Below are 16,218 nucleotides of genomic sequence, written 5' to 3'. Positions count from 1 at the left end.
TGAAATTTAACGACTGAAGAGGTGTTTGAAGTTGATAGCGGAGATCAAAGAGCAAACGATTTTTAACCACACGGGAAGTAAGATAACGACAGATCGAGAAATTGACATTGTTGCGCGATTGGAAGAGCCTCTAATTGTAGTACTAGGAAATGTATTGAGCGACGAAGAATGCGATGAACTGATCCAAATGTCGATGGACAAAATGAAACGCTCGAAGATCGGGACGACACACGTAGAAAATGAACTAAGAACAAGCAGCGGAATGTTTATGGAAGAAAGCGAAAATGAAATTGTCACGAGAGTCGAAAATAGAATTGCAACGATCATGAACATCCCCATTGAACATGGAGAATGCCTTCAAATCCTTCGGTATACGCCGGGGCAACAATATAAAGCACATTATGACTACTTTTCTGCCAACAGCAAAGTAACGAACAATCGTATCAGCACGCTCGTCATGTACTTAAATGATGTCGAAGAAGGCGGAGAAACCTTCTTCCCTCAAGTGAACTTTTCCGTAACACCGAAAAAGGGTATGGCCGTTTACTTTGAGTACTTCTATAACGATCACGCGTTAAACGAGTTAACGCTGCATGGCGGAGCACCTGTGATTACAGGTGAAAAGTGGGTCGCGACGCAGTGGATGAGAAAGCAAAGAGTCAGATAAGAAGGGACCGCCTTATGTGAAATACATAGGGCGGTTTTTTCTATTGGCGATTGGAAAGCAAACACTCGTCGGATGCCAGACCTAATTAATCTGCTGAAGTTTTCCTAATGAAGCTGAAACAACTTACATATAGTAGGAAACATACAATCGGAACTAGACAAAGAAGGGAACGAGGAACTTGATTGATTGAAAGAGCTTTGTTACTGATTATCTTATTGAGGATATTTTCCGGCAGTGTGGATATTACGGCAGCCTTGTTAATGTACAAGTTCAATGATTTGGAAAAAGCATTTTACATCAATACGCTACTAGCTCTAGTAGGGCCATGTGTATTAATCATCACCACGGCATTCGCATTAATCGGTCTCTCCGAAAAAATTTCTGTCACTCGAATGGTTTGTCTTTTTGCAGGGATTACGCTTATTCTTATCTGTTTAAAATCAAACTGATTAGGTACATGTCATCCTGCGGTAACTGCGTTTCGTGCCGTAACTTCACAAAATGTAAAAAGCCAATCACAGACTAACATGATTGGCTTTTCTTCAAAAACAGCTGTTCGTTAAGCTAAGGACGAAACAGGCAAGATACGTTCAATTTCCATCTCGACATCCAGCACCGATTCTGTCGGCTCAAATCGTTTCACGACAGCTCCGTTTGCATCGACAAGGAACTTCGTGAAATTCCAACGGATGTTCCGGCCGATCAGATAGTCGGGATACTCCTGCTGCAACCGTGCCTTCAGCATCTTTTCCGTTGCAATGGAGTCATCCAGCTCACGGAACGGCACTTCGTGTTTCAAATAAGTAAATAACGGCTCTGCCTCTGTCCCATTCACTTGCACCAGGTCAAAGACTGGAAAGCTGACCCCGTAGTTCCGCTGGCAAAATTGTACGGACTCTTCCCCATTCTCCGGATTCTGCTGGCCGAACTGATCACACGGGAAGCCCAGCACGACCAGCCCCTGTTCCTTGTATTGATCATATAACTTCTGAAGCTCTTCGAATTGATACGTGAATCGGCAGCGGCTCGCCGTGTTGACAATCAAAATCGCCTTGCCACGATATGTTTCCATCGACAGAATTTCGCCATTAGGCTTTTTCACCAAATAGTTAAAAATACTCAATCCAATTCCTCCTAAAGTATTAATACCACTACTTTATAATCAGGAAAAGGAAAATTCCACTACTCTGCTTCAATCACTCGTAAGTGATCGATAGTTATCCAGACTGCGTAAAGTATCTAATGAGGGAATTTCCTAAACACAAACACGCTAAAAGCCAGGTACCTCCCACTAGGTATCTGGCTCTTACGACGGGAGCGGAATCCCTTTTTTTTGTTTCCTCAATCTTCTTTTAACTTTTGTTTATAACCCGTTGGCTTAGTGAATACATAGACGGCCAGTTGCAGTAGTACAAACAGCACCGCTACAACGATGACTAGCGTTTCCGGCATAAACGGACTGAAATAGTATCCTCTTTCTTCAAACTCCGTGGCTTGTGTCACCCAGACATAAGAATGAAAGAGAGACAAACTATTTGCCACAAGCAATACGATGAGGGAAGACTTCCTTTTAGCCAAGAAAGCCATAAATGACACAAAGATAAAGGACACAATGTAAACAACAATGGACTGATTTGTCAGGTCATTATACATGGACAGAAATGTGAATGGTATGCAATAAACGACTAAAATAAGAAATGTGTACTTATTCAGCTTTATGATTAACCCCTCCATATCATAAGAAAAGCTGCCATCTCTTAGCGGTTCTCGTTACGGCAATTTTCCCAGTCAAACGTGTAGTCACTTTCGGCAATAGCATTCTAACGACAGATGCTAACACAGCGCCGGGTAGGCTCCAAAAACTATTATTGTATCCTCAATGATGAAGGTTCCATTAGATAAAATCCTATCAAATACAAGATGATAATATGTATCGGATAGAAAATATAAAAGAAATATTTCATCCCTCTACCTTTTTTGTTATTATGCAATAAAATTAGTGGTAATGCAGCTATCATCATCCACTGACATTCGGGAAATGGGAAAAATAGTTTGGTCCAAATAGTGTAAAGATGGGACCATTTATAAGAAACTAGGAAATAACATATGGAAAAGAGAGTAAATACTAACGCAATAGTTACCTTTCTGGTCAAGACTTTGTAAAGTAATATTCCCATAATGATGGGTAGGGGACCGCCTTCTACTAATATTATATTCCCCACTATAGAGCCCCAAATACGACCATTGGCTTCAGGTGAATTAAATTTAGGATATCCGATTCCATCCGCTAAAAACACAAAAAAAATAAAGGTTACTACTTGCCAGACACAAAAATACAAGATCAACTTCGACTGTCTCTTTTCGATTAAAGTTAAAATGAAAGCAATAAGAAATAACGGGGCAAAGAAATTCGTTTTCAAATCTTCTATACTAAAATCCCTAAAAAAATAATTAATGACAAAGTTAACAAAGCACATTCCTAAGTTAAATGCATATAGACGTATCAAATAGTGTTTTCGGTTAGAGGTATATTGGAAACCGATCACGAGTGTAAAAATAAAAATAGGCATGGCAATTCGCCCAATCCAGCGAAACCATTCGGGAGTTCCAGATATGAAATAACCAATATGATCAATCAACATAGCCATTAAGGCTATGACTTTCAATTTATTTGTACTCAAATTATCAAACTCTTTCTGATTTTAAAATCATACTATTACTAATCTTTTTATCCGATATTCTTCTTTATCACGACTTCAAATACCTCATTAACATGTTTCTATTCATAATACTTTCATTCAACTTTTTAATATAGCTTCCAAATCATGAAATTTGGATTGGCTTGAATTTCATCAAGAAATGAGGCTTTACAAGGCCATGCTTTATTTGTTAGACTTTTTAACTCTTCCCATTCATTCGAGGAACTGCATCAAAAACCTTCTGCTACCAAACTCATTCACAAAAATCCCCTAGTGTCTTTCATTATTTTTCTCAATCAACCAGCTGAACGTTACAATGAATCAATTTACTCCAACATACCTTTTTTGTAACCGCATGTCACCTGCTATCCTTCTGCGGTCAGCGGGTTTTATTTATATTTAAAGATAATTGCCAAGATATTTTAATATTAGTTGCGCGGTACAAATGGTTTCAAGCTGATGATGAATTTGATACATTCATTAGATGGGTGTGTGTTTAGACGAATCGGGTATTGTACTCACGTACTGCCTATTACAATTGTCTACTAAAAAGAGATCGAACAATTGTATATGCGTTAAAGAAAGGTGAAATTGCTTATGGAACTCAACCAGATTACAACATTATTTCTAGCAGCAGCACTGTACCTGCTCGGCATGGCGCTTGTCAATCGCATTGGTATCCTCGACCGGTTCCTCATCCCGGCACCAGTTGTCGGCGGTCTATTATTCGCTATTCTCGCGCTCCTTCTGAAATCATCCGGCATTGTGGAAATTTCTTTGGATACTTCCTTGCAATCCTTATTCATGATTGCCTTTTTTACGACCGTGGGACTCGGCGCAAGTTTTAAGCTGATCAAGCTTGGGGGAAAGCTTTTGATCATCTATTTACTGCTTTGCGGCGTAACCGTTTTCATGCAGAACGTGATTGGCGTCTCCCTTGCGAAAGTGTTTAATATCGATCCGTTACTCGGGGTCATGAGTGGCGCTGTATCGATGAGCGGCGGGCACGGTGGAGCCGCTGCATATGGTCAGACGATTGAGGATCTCGGCATTACATCCGCGGTGACGATTGGGATGGCTGCTGCGACACTCGGGCTTATTTGCGGTAGCCTGTCCGGCGGACCGATTGCGCGGCATTTGATCCGAAAATATAATTTGAAGCCGAATACAGATGTAGTAAAAGAATACGTGGAAAAAGATGAAAAGCCGATCGATCAACACTCTTTCATGATACAGGTCACCATGATTACTTTATCAATGGCAGGCGGAACATTGCTTGGTGACCTATTCACCGAAGCCACCGGATTCGTTTTACCCGCCTACATCGGTGCCATGTTCTTCGCGGTTCTCATCCGCAACATCGTCGATCGTTTCTTGCCAGGCACCATCAACATGAAGGAGATCAATCTGATCGGAGATGTGTCGCTCGCCATCTTCCTTTCCATGGCGCTTATGAGCATTAAGCTATGGGAAATCGCAGATCTTGCGCTTCCGCTCGTCGGCATTATCCTGATTCAGGTGGTCTTCATTGTCGGATTCGCCGTGTTCTTCATGTTCCGCGCACTTGGCAAGGATTACGATGCGGCTGTCATGATCGCCGGTTTCCTTGGTCACGGATTGGGTGCTACGCCAAACGCCATGGCCAATATGGGTGCCACGGTCAATAAGTTCGGCCCCTCACGCACCGCCTTCTTGGTCGTACCGATTGTTGGTGCCTTTCTGATGGACGTTATTTTTAGCGCGCCGATCATTATCACGACAATCAACCTGTTGGCGCCATGATGAATAAAAGCATAAAACTCCAATGAACCTAAAAAGACCACTTAATGCGCGAACATTAAGTGGTCTTACCTATAACTAGTCAAAGGTACTTACGAAATTGGCATCTCTGTTCGGTTCACGTTGCGGGCAATTTTTTCAGTTAAACGTATTGTCACTTTAGGCAGTACCATTTTAATAACAGGTGATAACACAGCGCCGGTTAGGCCACCTGCATTCACTTCAACCGTCCCTGTCATCGTAGTGCCCCCTGCTGTTTCCTCAGCAGTGAACTCTCCACTTCCTGTAAAGTTATCCGTAATGCCATTTAATTCGAAACGGATCATGGATGGCTCATGGAATTCCGTGATGGTTAACTCCATTTTCACAGTCTTTGTAAATCCTTTAAAATTCCCTTCGAATGTCCAAACTGACCTATGCTCATCAATTAGTTCATGCTCCTTATAAGCTGGAACCATCGTTGCCCAGTTCTCAATTTGACTTACATAATTCCATACGTTCTCTACAGATGCAGGAATGATTACAGAATGAGATGCGATTGCCATACATTTTCACTACTTTCTTCTCAATTAATAATGGGACTGCATAACAACCATTTTAGCATTTTGACTGTTAAAATTCACCTTTTTGTTGAAGTGGGTTTATAATGAGTACACCTGTTAGTGAACATTGCCAATATGGTTACTCAGCCTTTTTTGTCTAGTAAGAATGTGGAGCATGTCATCATAAACGGCAGTATGAAAGAGTATGTAAAGAAAGTCATCTACCAATTATTCGTTTTTATAGGGAATAAAAATGCAGAAAAAAATGAGCTGGAAAATGTATTTCCAAGCTCATAGTATTTTACTTCAACAGGCAATATGCTTTCTAATTCTCTAACGACTACGCTTTTTGAAGAAAGCAACAAGCCAAACCAATATACCAGAAGAGAAAATTAGTAAAACTTGAATGATTGTTGTAGATATCTATCTCTTTCGTTCTTATGGAAAATCCTGCTTTGTTTATGAAATAATTATTGTACATGAATCGATTTTCGTAAGTCCTTTAAAAGTGGGTACATGCCATCCCCAGCTTCTACTGGATATCGAAAAGTAATGGCCAGTACGTGTCCATCAATCTCATAAGCAATAAATCCTTTTATCGGATCATAAAAGTACTGCATTTTTCCCTCCAACGCATTTTCTTCTGCAGGTGTGTCTTCCAATTCAAGAATTTCTTCGTACCCTTCTGTTTCAAACCGTTCCTGTAGGTGCGAGACAGCCTGATCGAGCGTGGTGTACTCTATCACTTCTAATGAAACCTGGTAATTATCATCATCTTTTGAATAAGTAATTTGGTTTTGATTCACTTCAGGGACACCGAACGTCTCATCCAATTGATAGCCTAGGTCATATGGCTGTATTTCATAATTAATAACGGTAGCCTCCATGTCCCTGCCTTCAACATTTCTAGTTACTGTTTCGGTGGGTCCTGTATGAAGCACCATGTTAGATTCATTGTCCTCCCCCACATCTGAATCCGCTTGATTTTTATCATTTTCCGGTCTTTCCTTTATATCTTCTTCTTGATTATCATTCGTGCCATCACTAATTTGATTATTATTTGTTTGATTCCCCTCGTTACTACAAGCAATTAATAATCCAATTATTGTAATACTACCTAGTAACTTTTTCACCATTAGTCTTCCAACCCCTTTATGTTTGAAATAGTATTTCAATAGCAGACAATCTTCTGTTCCTTAATCAATCACTTGCTGTCTCGTTTCCCATAGTACTCACCCCTCTATTCCACTTTCTAGCATGATTGCTGAACAATAGTGGAATAATACTCATCCACATGAACTGGTGGGTTAGTTTACATGTTATCCTTCACAAACTTGTTCTTAACTTAACAGGAATAACCAAATAGTAAGAATATTATTTATATGTTAGTGTCAACATAACATTCACTTTAAATTATCCTAATCCTTTAACACAGGAAAAATTTGTCCCAAAAGTAAAAATAGTTTAACATATACATAGAGTGTATCTTACGAGGGATGGGGGCAAGTACATGATTAACGTTAAGCGAAAGTATTCGATCGAACAATTTATTGATTGCGAGAAACTGGTGGGGGTTTCGATTTCTCCTGATGACGAGAACATATTAATTGCCAGTGATCGTACAGGTGTCTTTAATGCCTATGCGATTTCTCGTACAGGAAACAGTGTAGAGCAACTGACATTTTCAGAAGACGATATGATCCTTCCGAAGGGTTATTTCAAGGATGGCCGCAAGTTTCTGTATTACAGTGACAAAGGCGGCAATGAAATAACACATCTTTATATGCAGTTGGACGATGGAACAAGCGTCGATCTCACACCTGGCGAGGAGGAAAAAGCAGAGTTTCTCCGATGGAGCCAGGATGAAAATTCCTTCTTCTATGAATCGAATAAACGGGATCCACGTTATATGGATTTATATGAAATGAATCGTGACACACTGGAGCCGACATTACTGTTTCAAAATGAAGATGGCTACGTAGTTTCCGCCATTTCCCATGATAAAAAATATATTGCTTTGTCCAAGCCGCGAACTTCAAATGATTCCGACATGTTCATTTACACGAAAGAAGATGGAGTGAAACACGTATCCGAGCATGAAGGCGATGTTCAGTTTCACCCAGTCGCATTCGATTTAGATTCTTCGCACGTATACTATCTAACGGATGAAGATCATGAGTTTTTGTACGTGAAGAAACTATGTCTAACGTCAGGCAAGACAGAAGTCGTGGCAAAGGAAAATTGGGATATTCAAATCGCTCGCTTCTCTCCTAATCACAAATACCTTTACTATTATGTAAATAACAACGGAAAATCTGAAGTCCGTATTATCGAGTCAGAAACAGGAACCTCCGTTGAAATAGCTGGTCTTCCTGAAGGCCAAATTAGTGGAGTAGCCATTTCAAAAAGTGAAAGGTATATGGCGCTTTTAGTTAACCGGTCTACAGCTCCTGCCAACTTATATGTCTACGATTTTGAAGCTAAGGAATTGACTCGTTTAACAGACACTCTTAATCCGGAGATTGAGGAAGAAGATTTAGTAAATGCGAAGGTGGTACATTATCCTTCATTTGACGGACTCGAAATTCCAGCTATTTATTATGAACCGCGCTTGGAAGAAGGTGAAAAAGCACCTGCCCTCATTTGGGTGCACGGTGGGCCCGGCGGCCAGTCGACAGTCGATTTCAGCCCAATGTACCAGTACCTCGCAAATCATGGATATGCTGTACTCGCTGTCAACAACCGCGGCAGTTCTGGGTATGGGAAAACATTTTTTAAGGCAGCTGACTTGAAGCATGGCGATGTTGACTTGGCTGATTGTATTGAAGGGAAAAAGTTTTTAATCGAGACCGGAAAAATAGATGAAAACCGAATCGGCATCATCGGAGGCAGTTACGGCGGGTATATGACGCTGGCCGCGCTCGCATTCCAACCTGATTCATTTGAAGTCGGTGTAAACATTTTCGGCGTGTCCAACTGGGAACGGACGTTAAAAAGCATTCCGCCATGGTGGGAAGCGATGCGTGACCTGCTTTACAAGAAAATCGGCGATCCTTATGAACAAGCCGATTATATTCGCAGCATCTCTCCACTCTTCCATGCCGAAAAAATCAACAAGCCGCTCATCGTCTTACAAGGCGCAAACGATCCACGTGTGCTGCAAGCCGAGTCTGATGATATTGTGGAAAAAGTGAAAGCGAATGGTGTCCCTGTGGAGTACATCATTTTTGAAGACGAAGGACATGGCTTCACGAAACGTGAAAATCAAATAACAGGTTTTCGGGCAATCCGTGAGTTTTTGGATAGGTATTTGTAAAATAGAAATGAACAGGCAAGCTGCTAGTTATGCGGCTTGCCTGTTTTATTGAGGTTGTGTTTATTGCAGTATCAATGGTGGAATCCCACCTTCAGTTGAGAAATAAACATAAAAAGTAAACAACAAAATTAGAATTGCAATCGCTATAACTATTATGGATAAAACCGGTTTATGTTGCTGTTTTAGCGATTTTATGCCTATGAATAAACTTGAAAAACTAATAACAAAACAAACAATAGCACCTAATATGTTGTTCATTCCGGCCAAAAGTTCTCCGAAGAATAAAATAATGAATAGAGTTTGTAGACTTATCCCAACTAGCCATGCATTTTGCTTCAGAGACATTCTCTCTTCACCTCTATCCATTAACCACAAAGTTCAAAAAGCAATATAGATCATATGGCAATCAGTAATTATTTCTTACCTGTTCGTTCTAAAAGACTAGGGGTCAAATTTAATAAGATCGAAACAATTGTCAAAAACCATAATGCCCTTTCCATACCAGGTACCACATCCATTAAAGCTGCCCAATCTTCTACATTCACCCACCTAGATACAAGACTGTATTCTGCACAAAGTGATAATGCTGTAAATGATAATCCGAGCGCCATAGCAAGCTTATAATCCTTCCCTGCCTTATACAAATACAGATTGAAAAAAGTTGCTACTATCGCGATGACCCCAAATATCAAAAATAACATGACTAGCCTCCGTATATTTAGGCGTTAGTATTTCTCAATTTTTATATTTATTATTTCTTCGCTAATGGTTACGTTTTCTGATTCAGCCACTTTCTTAATAGAGTCTTCAATTATTTGCTCAATCAACTTTTTATCAACTTTTAGCTTCTTCGGGAAACCTACTGATACATCAAAACTTCCAGCACCACTACCTAACATGATGGAGATGACATCCTCTTCAATTGCGGTTTGTTCTGAAATAGATGTAATTATTTCATCTTGTAGTTCAGATAATATTTTACTCTGTTCACTTGCTGCTATTTTTTGGTCATTTCCTACTGCAAGAACTTGTTCTTCGCTTTCGCTTCCATTACATCCAGCCAATAAAATGGAACCACAAACTACTCCTGAAATAATAGCTTGTTTTATCATTACTACATTCCCCCTTGAAAAATTAAGTGCGCATTCAAAAAACCCTCTTACTTAGATTGACGGTACCCATTGGAAAAAGTTCCAAAATAAAACACAGCCTTCTCTTTCATTACGCCTATAATGTCTATTGCGTATATATGTGGTAAAATGTATGTAGTATAAAAAAAGACTGGATGAGGTTACATCCAGTCAGTGCAACGGACATTCCGCAAGCCAGTTATGAGTAATTTTTTGAAGGTAACTACCCTGCTTACTTGGACGTTAGCGGAGGGTGGTTACTTTTTCTATTGGTCGACAAAGTAATTAACGCTGTGATCGCTGTTATGACAGTCGAACGAAATATTTCAAACTCTAACCTCAATATTTTACGTACCAATAATTCTTGATTTGTAATCGTGTCTACAAATAATATTAGAATCTCAACCATTTGTTACTTTTAAAGGTTTTTCCGGACGATTCAAACAATAGTCGCAATCAGGATCATTACATAGAGATTCCGTCCAACTATTACAGACAGGACAAAAATATGTATCAAATTTATCATAGTAAACTAATTCAAACTTGCATTCCGGACAATATTTTCCTTGTTCGATATGACCATACAATTCAAAGTCGCCTATTTTTACTATCCCATCTACTTCGCGAATATCCATAAGAAATCTCCTTTGTAAAAGTTATTTTATCTTCATATGACCTTATCTCTGCCTGCAATATAACTATTCTAACATGCTTCACTACTTGCGACGCACATGATTATGCAATGTTTCCCATTGCATTCCAAATAGTATTCAACTATAATTTATATATTAATTTAATACTCCCATTTACCGATGGGATAGAGGTTGCTGCTTATAAGAGTAGGACGGACGAGATTCTATGAGATTGTGGACTCCGTTTGAAAGGATAAGTTGCCGAAGTGTGGATAGATCATTGGATATCCATGCTGGTGATGTTTTCGAATAGGAACATCATTGTCACGTTGTACAACGTGGAGAACTATCTTCGGAAGGATTAACGCACTTATCTGCAGCCGTCGATTTTCTTCGAAGGCTGTTTTTTATTTGTAGTTATGCTTAGAGTACCCCCTTCCACCATACTAAAGGAGTGGACAACTTGGAGAGCAACACAACATCTACGACGACACCTCAATTGAAAAGAACATTGAAAGCACGCCATCTGATGATGATTTCACTTGGGGGATCTATCGGAACCGGTATTTTCCTAGCGAGTGGCGGGGCCATTCATACAGCGGGACCAGGAGGCGCATTGGTCGCCTATGCCGCTGTCGGTATCATGGTGTACTTCCTCATGACAAGCCTTGCGGAAATGGCCGCGTATATGCCGGTAGCCGGCTCCTTTAAAGAATATGCAACACGCTTCGTCGATCCGGCATTCGGGTTTGCGATTGGCTGGAACTATTGGTACAACTGGGCGATCACAATTGCCGCAGAGCTCGCAGCTGTCGTGTTGATCATGAAATTCTGGTTTCCGCATAGCCCTTCGTTCTTATGGAGCGGACTAGCGCTCCTCATCATGTTCGGCTTCAACTATATGTCCGTCAAAGGGTTTGGCGAAGCAGAATTTTGGTTCTCACTCATTAAAGTGGTGACCGTCATCATCTTCATCATTACCGGGTTGCTGATGATCTTTGGCATCATGGGTGATGAAGCGATCGGCTTCTCCAACTTTACAATGGGCGATGCTCCGTTCCATGGAGGATTCTTTGCGATACTCGGTATTTTTATGGCAGCCGGCTTTTCATTCCAAGGTACAGAATTGCTTGGCGTCGCTGCCGGGGAAAGTGAAAATCCGGAAAAAACGATTCCAAAAGCAGTAAACTCCGTATTCTGGCGTATCCTTTTATTCTACATCTTGGCGATTTTCGTTATTGCGATGATTATTCCGTATACAGATTCTCGATTATTGAGTGAATCGGTTTCGGTTAGTCCCTTCACACTCGTCTTTGAACGGGCAGGGTTTGCGTTTGCCGCTTCCGTCATGAACGCCATCATTTTGACGGCCGTCTTATCTGCGGGGAATTCAGGGATGTATGCGTCCACGCGTATGCTCTGGGATTTGGCACGCAGCGGGAAGGCACCTAAGTTCTTAGGGAAATTGGACAAACGAGGCGTTCCGGTGAATGCATTGATTGCGACTACATTAGTAGGATCCCTAGCCTTCCTCTCCACTTTCTTCGGAGATGGCACGGTGTACGTCTGGCTGCTGAACGCATCAGGGATGGCTGGATTTGTGACGTGGCTTGGCATTGCGATCAGTCACTACCGGTTCAGAAAAGCTTATATTGCACAAGGCAGGAATTTATCGGATCTTCCCTATCGTGCAAAATGGTTCCCACTCGGTCCTTTGCTCGCACTGGTCCTTTGTCTCTTTATCATCGCCGGCCAAAACTTCCAAGCGTTTACGGGTGATAAAATCGATTGGAACGGCGCCCTTGTTTCTTATATTGGGCTCCCCCTCTTCTTGATTGTTTGGCTGATTTATAAAGTAAAGCATAAGACGAAATTGGTTCCGTTGAAGGACTGTGATTTTGAGAGTAAATGATAAGAAAAAACAGCTGGATGAGAGAGGGTTTGCCTCTTCATTCGGCTGTTTTTTTCAATCTGAGAATACCGAATTGAACTATCGTAAGTTGTAAACTCACTTTTTATATCTTTCATTAAAGTGTTGAATCCTCTCCATATCAAGTGGTCCGATAATAACCTTACAAGCAGAATCATTGATAAATAAGCGTTCTTCGTAGAATGATGAAACGATAAATTTTTTACTAGAATTGATTGCCCCAGATCCAAGAGGGAATAGCCACCTTTAATATTCCATATACAAAGTGCCTTTATTGAGGTAAATTCATTTCTAAAACTAATAAAGGTGCGCAGATTGTATTTTCTGCTATCTGTTTTTATAACAAATACTTACTCGATTCTTTCAAGGAAATTCTTTGTGGCATCAGTGATATCTTTAACATTCGTTTGATAGAAAATATGAGAGCCATCAATCATTTGGGACTCAACATTTGCACCAAGTCGATTCAAGTGATCTTTTTGGTACTCTTCTCCATTTTTCACTTCTTTTTGAGAGTATGAGGATATTAGTTTCAGTACAGGCACTTCTGAAGGGAAGACGATGCTGTTTACCTCATTGATGTTGTCATCTGAATTCAGAATCTGATTATTGAGCGTATCGTTGAGAACATGATAAGAAAATAATTGATGATCCCTGATTTCTTTTTCAGTATAGCCATTTACAACTGTATGATTAGAAGGTTGCAATCCAATGGTTATTCGAGTTACTCCAGTCTCTTGCAGTAACTTAGAAGAACCATTTATGATTTTTAAAATTTTTGGGTTATAAAAGAAAGAATATAACTTAGATTCTATTTTCACTGTTGGAGATGTGTCCAGCATAATAATTGCAAAGACTTCTTCAGGATATTTCGATGCATAATATTCGCTATAAACTCCGGACACAGAATGCGGCATTAAGACATACGGCGGCTTGATATCCGCCTGTGATAATGCTGTTCTGATTTCTTCCGTATAGTTTTCATTTGTTCTTGGTGTATCTGTCTCGTCACTGAACCCCACTCCAAAATATTCAACTGTAACTACTTTATATTCTTTCGAGAGTTCTCTCATTAATGGACCAAAATCTGCACTTGGCAAAGGCGCCCCGGTACCCGGTAACAAAACAATGGTTTTCTCTCCCTGTCCCATTGAATAGACATGCATTTTTTGATTGTTTACTTCTACCAATTCTCCGTAAGGCGAAATCGCTTTTAGCTCATTTGCAAAGAATATTTTGTTGACTGCAAATCCTATTACACTCAAACAAACAATGATCCCTAAGATCCATGCAAAAACACGCAAGATCTTCTTACCTTTTTTCTTTTTAATTTTATTCAATATGATTACCCCTTTTCTCCCGTAATAACGATGCCGACATTTTCACATATTACTAGATAAAATATTACAAGCGCTTGTTATACTAATAGTAGAACAGATATCGCATAAGGTCAATCTTTATGGGTGGCCAACGCAAAAAGAAGCATGCCCTCCCCATCCAGAGAGAACATGCTTCTTCTGCTTTCCTATATATTCGCCTTCTTGTACATCTGCATCCTTGGCGTATTTACACTGAGATGTGTGAAAAAAAAGAAATACTATCCGCTCTCGTTTAAATCCCATTAATGTCGATAGGACATGTTTATTTTGATCTAAATCAAAGTTCTATTTTTAAATAGAAAAGAGTCGATTCCTTTGTCCAAGAGGAATCGACTCTTTTTCAGGTACCTATTATTTTTCTGTTTGTTGTTGCTTTTTTCTCAAATACTCCGCACGTATTTTTCAAGTTGCTGCTTTTTATCAAAGTTGGCAGGCTTGTGTTTTTCATGATACTTTGCCACAGCCATCTGACCTTTGGTATCCAATTGATATTTCCCCACTATGCTCACCTACTTTTCTTGACCTTAAAGAGAATCTATTCAACAAATATAAAATACCTTATTTACTGAAGTAAACCTTTTTACTTTATTAGTGTACTGCCTAACCATCCATATGTCAGCAAAAAATTAGTAAAGTAATTATAACCAAATGGTATCAACTTAAGCATCACCATGTAGATTCCCAATTTCCAAGATTCCTCTCTTCTTACGAAGAAAGAACCGTTTTCCTCTTTCGCGTATATCGCAAATAATAATACAAATAACATGCCCCGATAAAACCGAATCCGATAGCAAGCGACACCCGCTGCGTCGGATCGACTGCAGCAAATACAAATAACAATGCGCAAATTACAATACAAAGGATCGGAACGACCGGAAACAGGCGGACTCGGAATTTAAGATCTTCCGGCTTTCCTCCATCTTTTACATACTGCATCCGGAAACGGATTTGGGAAATTGCGATAGCCATCCAGGTGATTGTTCCCCCAATTCCACTGACCGATAGAAGGACGACAAAGAGCGTAGTCTCAGCCATGATACTAGTCAGCAAGGAGAGGAGCGCGAAGCCGAGAGTAACAAGCAGCGCATTGATCGGAACGCCTCGTTTGTTTAGCTTCCCAAACATCGGATGCGCCATACCGTCTTTAGACAACGAATAAAGGATCCGCGTACAAGCGAATAGTCCCGTGTTTCCGACGGATAGGATGGCCGTCAAGATGACGAAGTTCATGATATCTGCAGCGTATGGAATCCCGACGATATCAAAAACAGTGACAAACGGACTTTCCAGAACACTCGCTTCTTTCCAAGGGACGATTGCCGACAGGACAAAAATCGCCAATACGTAGAATACCAGAACCCGCACAACGATATTGCGGATAGCCTTCGGGATATTCTTTTCCGGTTCCTCCGTTTCCCCCGCTGCCACGCCCATGATTTCAGAACCTTGGAATGCATAAATGACAGTCATCATGACGATGAAAACCCCGGTCAGCCCTGTAGGAAACACACCATCTCCGACGATATTCGATAAATAGGGAGCCGGTGTCCCGTCCATCGAGATTAAACCGAACATGGCACAAAAGCCGATTCCAATGAACAGCAGGACCGCCAATACTTTAATGCCCGCGAACCAATACTCTGTTTCGGCGAAGCTTTTCGTACTAAGCGAATTGATGGCGAACAGGAGAACGACGAATACTGCACACCAGATCCACACAGGGACATCCGGAAACCATCTGCCCATCAACAAGCCGGCCGCGATAAATTCAAGACCGACGTAAAGTGCCCAACTCAGCCAGTACACCCACCCGATGACGAATCCCGAGGCAGGTCCGATAAACTTCGTCGCATGAGCCTGAAAAGAACCTGAAACCGGCATCACGACGGATAACTCTCCTAGACAAACCATGGCCAGATACATTAAGAGCCCACCTACCAGATAGGCTAATATGGTACCAATTGGCCCAGCCTCCCCGATGGCATACCCTGAACCGAGAAATAGGCCGGTTCCAATAACGCCACCGAGCGAAAGCATAAATAGGTGTCTGCTCTTCATCTCCCGCCTAAGCTTCTGCGGATTATCCTGTGTCGTTTTCATCTCCACTCACCATCCCCATCATTTAGAATGAAAGCGTTTACAAA

The 16,218-nt window shown here is 40.7% G+C and carries 16 protein-coding genes and 1 riboswitch; of the genes, 5 read left to right on the top strand and 11 right to left on the bottom strand.

Features of this window, described 5'->3' with window-relative positions; translation table 11 throughout:
• The first annotated feature begins 31 nt into the window (after nt 1-31).
• Complete coding sequence (locus tag ACSW3C_RS16950; protein WP_486563983.1) at nt 32-667, top strand: 2OG-Fe(II) oxygenase; 636 nt, start codon at nt 32-34, stop codon at nt 665-667.
• Between the two features lie 182 nt (nt 668-849).
• Nucleotides 850-1,116 (top strand): YqhV family protein, encoded by a 267-nt coding sequence (locus ACSW3C_RS16945; protein ID WP_486563982.1) that lies wholly within the window; start codon nt 850-852, stop codon nt 1,114-1,116.
• 110 nt (nt 1,117-1,226) lie between these two features.
• Here the strand turns inward: ACSW3C_RS16945 and ACSW3C_RS16940 are convergent, their stop codons facing one another.
• From ACSW3C_RS16940 to ACSW3C_RS16930, 3 genes are all read right to left on the bottom strand, one after another.
• On the bottom strand, nt 1,227-1,790 hold the full coding sequence (locus ACSW3C_RS16940) for a glutathione peroxidase (RefSeq protein WP_486563981.1): 564 nt from the start codon (nt 1,788-1,790) through the stop codon (nt 1,227-1,229).
• A gap of 218 nt (nt 1,791-2,008) precedes the next feature.
• Entirely contained in the window at nt 2,009-2,401 is a 393-nt protein-coding gene (locus ACSW3C_RS16935) for a hypothetical protein (RefSeq protein WP_486563980.1), read from the bottom strand.
• Nucleotides 2,402-2,532: 131 nt separating this feature from the next.
• Nucleotides 2,533-3,348, bottom strand: a complete 816-nt coding sequence (locus ACSW3C_RS16930; protein WP_486563979.1) for a TraX family protein — start codon at nt 3,346-3,348, stop codon at nt 2,533-2,535.
• A gap of 609 nt (nt 3,349-3,957) precedes the next feature.
• On the opposite strand from ACSW3C_RS16930, the gene gltS reads away from it, so the two are divergent.
• A complete protein-coding gene (gene gltS, locus ACSW3C_RS16925; RefSeq protein WP_486563978.1) occupies nt 3,958-5,148 on the top strand; it encodes a sodium/glutamate symporter in 1,191 nt (396 codons plus the stop codon).
• Nucleotides 5,149-5,237: 89 nt separating this feature from the next.
• Here gltS and ACSW3C_RS16920 read toward each other — a convergent pair whose 3' ends face one another.
• Nucleotides 5,238-5,690 carry an SRPBCC family protein gene (locus ACSW3C_RS16920; RefSeq protein WP_486563977.1) on the bottom strand — a complete coding sequence of 151 codons (453 nt, stop codon included), beginning with the start codon at nt 5,688-5,690 and terminating at the stop codon, nt 5,238-5,240.
• Nucleotides 5,691-6,157: 467 nt separating this feature from the next.
• Nucleotides 6,158-6,823 (bottom strand): hypothetical protein, encoded by a 666-nt coding sequence (locus ACSW3C_RS16915; RefSeq protein ID WP_486563976.1) that lies wholly within the window; start codon nt 6,821-6,823, stop codon nt 6,158-6,160.
• Nucleotides 6,824-7,197: 374 nt separating this feature from the next.
• Here ACSW3C_RS16915 and ACSW3C_RS16910 point away from each other — a divergent pair, with 374 nt between their 5' ends.
• Nucleotides 7,198-9,003 carry a S9 family peptidase gene (locus tag ACSW3C_RS16910; RefSeq protein WP_486563975.1) on the top strand — a complete coding sequence of 602 codons (1,806 nt, stop codon included), beginning with the start codon at nt 7,198-7,200 and terminating at the stop codon, nt 9,001-9,003.
• A 60-nt stretch (nt 9,004-9,063) separates the two neighbouring features.
• Here ACSW3C_RS16910 and ACSW3C_RS16905 read toward each other — a convergent pair whose 3' ends face one another.
• From ACSW3C_RS16905 to ACSW3C_RS16890, 4 genes are all read right to left on the bottom strand, one after another.
• On the bottom strand, nt 9,064-9,348 hold the full coding sequence (locus tag ACSW3C_RS16905) for a hypothetical protein (RefSeq protein WP_486563974.1): 285 nt from the start codon (nt 9,346-9,348) through the stop codon (nt 9,064-9,066).
• Nucleotides 9,349-9,416: 68 nt separating this feature from the next.
• On the bottom strand, nt 9,417-9,704 hold the full coding sequence (locus ACSW3C_RS16900) for a hypothetical protein (protein ID WP_486563973.1): 288 nt from the start codon (nt 9,702-9,704) through the stop codon (nt 9,417-9,419).
• Nucleotides 9,705-9,728: 24 nt separating this feature from the next.
• Nucleotides 9,729-10,115 carry a topoisomerase gene (locus tag ACSW3C_RS16895; protein WP_486563972.1) on the bottom strand — a complete coding sequence of 129 codons (387 nt, stop codon included), beginning with the start codon at nt 10,113-10,115 and terminating at the stop codon, nt 9,729-9,731.
• Nucleotides 10,116-10,534: 419 nt separating this feature from the next.
• Nucleotides 10,535-10,768: a hypothetical protein gene (locus tag ACSW3C_RS16890; protein ID WP_486563971.1), complete on the bottom strand. Its 234-nt coding sequence runs from the start codon at nt 10,766-10,768 to the stop codon at nt 10,535-10,537.
• A 175-nt stretch (nt 10,769-10,943) separates the two neighbouring features.
• Nucleotides 10,944-11,122, top strand: a riboswitch (Lysine riboswitch).
• A 97-nt stretch (nt 11,123-11,219) separates the two neighbouring features.
• Between ACSW3C_RS16890 and ACSW3C_RS16885 the strand changes: the two genes are divergently transcribed.
• The gene (locus tag ACSW3C_RS16885; RefSeq protein WP_486563970.1) at nt 11,220-12,677 is read left to right on the top strand and encodes an amino acid permease; all 1,458 of its coding nucleotides are present in this window, start codon (nt 11,220-11,222) and stop codon (nt 12,675-12,677) included.
• A gap of 368 nt (nt 12,678-13,045) precedes the next feature.
• On the opposite strand, the gene ACSW3C_RS16880 is transcribed toward ACSW3C_RS16885, so the two are convergent.
• The gene (locus ACSW3C_RS16880; protein WP_486563969.1) at nt 13,046-14,035 is read right to left on the bottom strand and encodes an alpha/beta fold hydrolase; all 990 of its coding nucleotides are present in this window, start codon (nt 14,033-14,035) and stop codon (nt 13,046-13,048) included.
• 744 nt (nt 14,036-14,779) lie between these two features.
• Entirely contained in the window at nt 14,780-16,174 is a 1,395-nt protein-coding gene (locus ACSW3C_RS16875) for an amino acid permease (protein ID WP_486563968.1), read from the bottom strand.
• Nucleotides 16,175-16,218 lie beyond the last annotated feature (44 nt).

It is taken from the genome of Sporosarcina sp. AD_1, from assembly GCF_057373025.1.
This window is presented reverse-complemented; position numbering and strand designations above follow the sequence as displayed.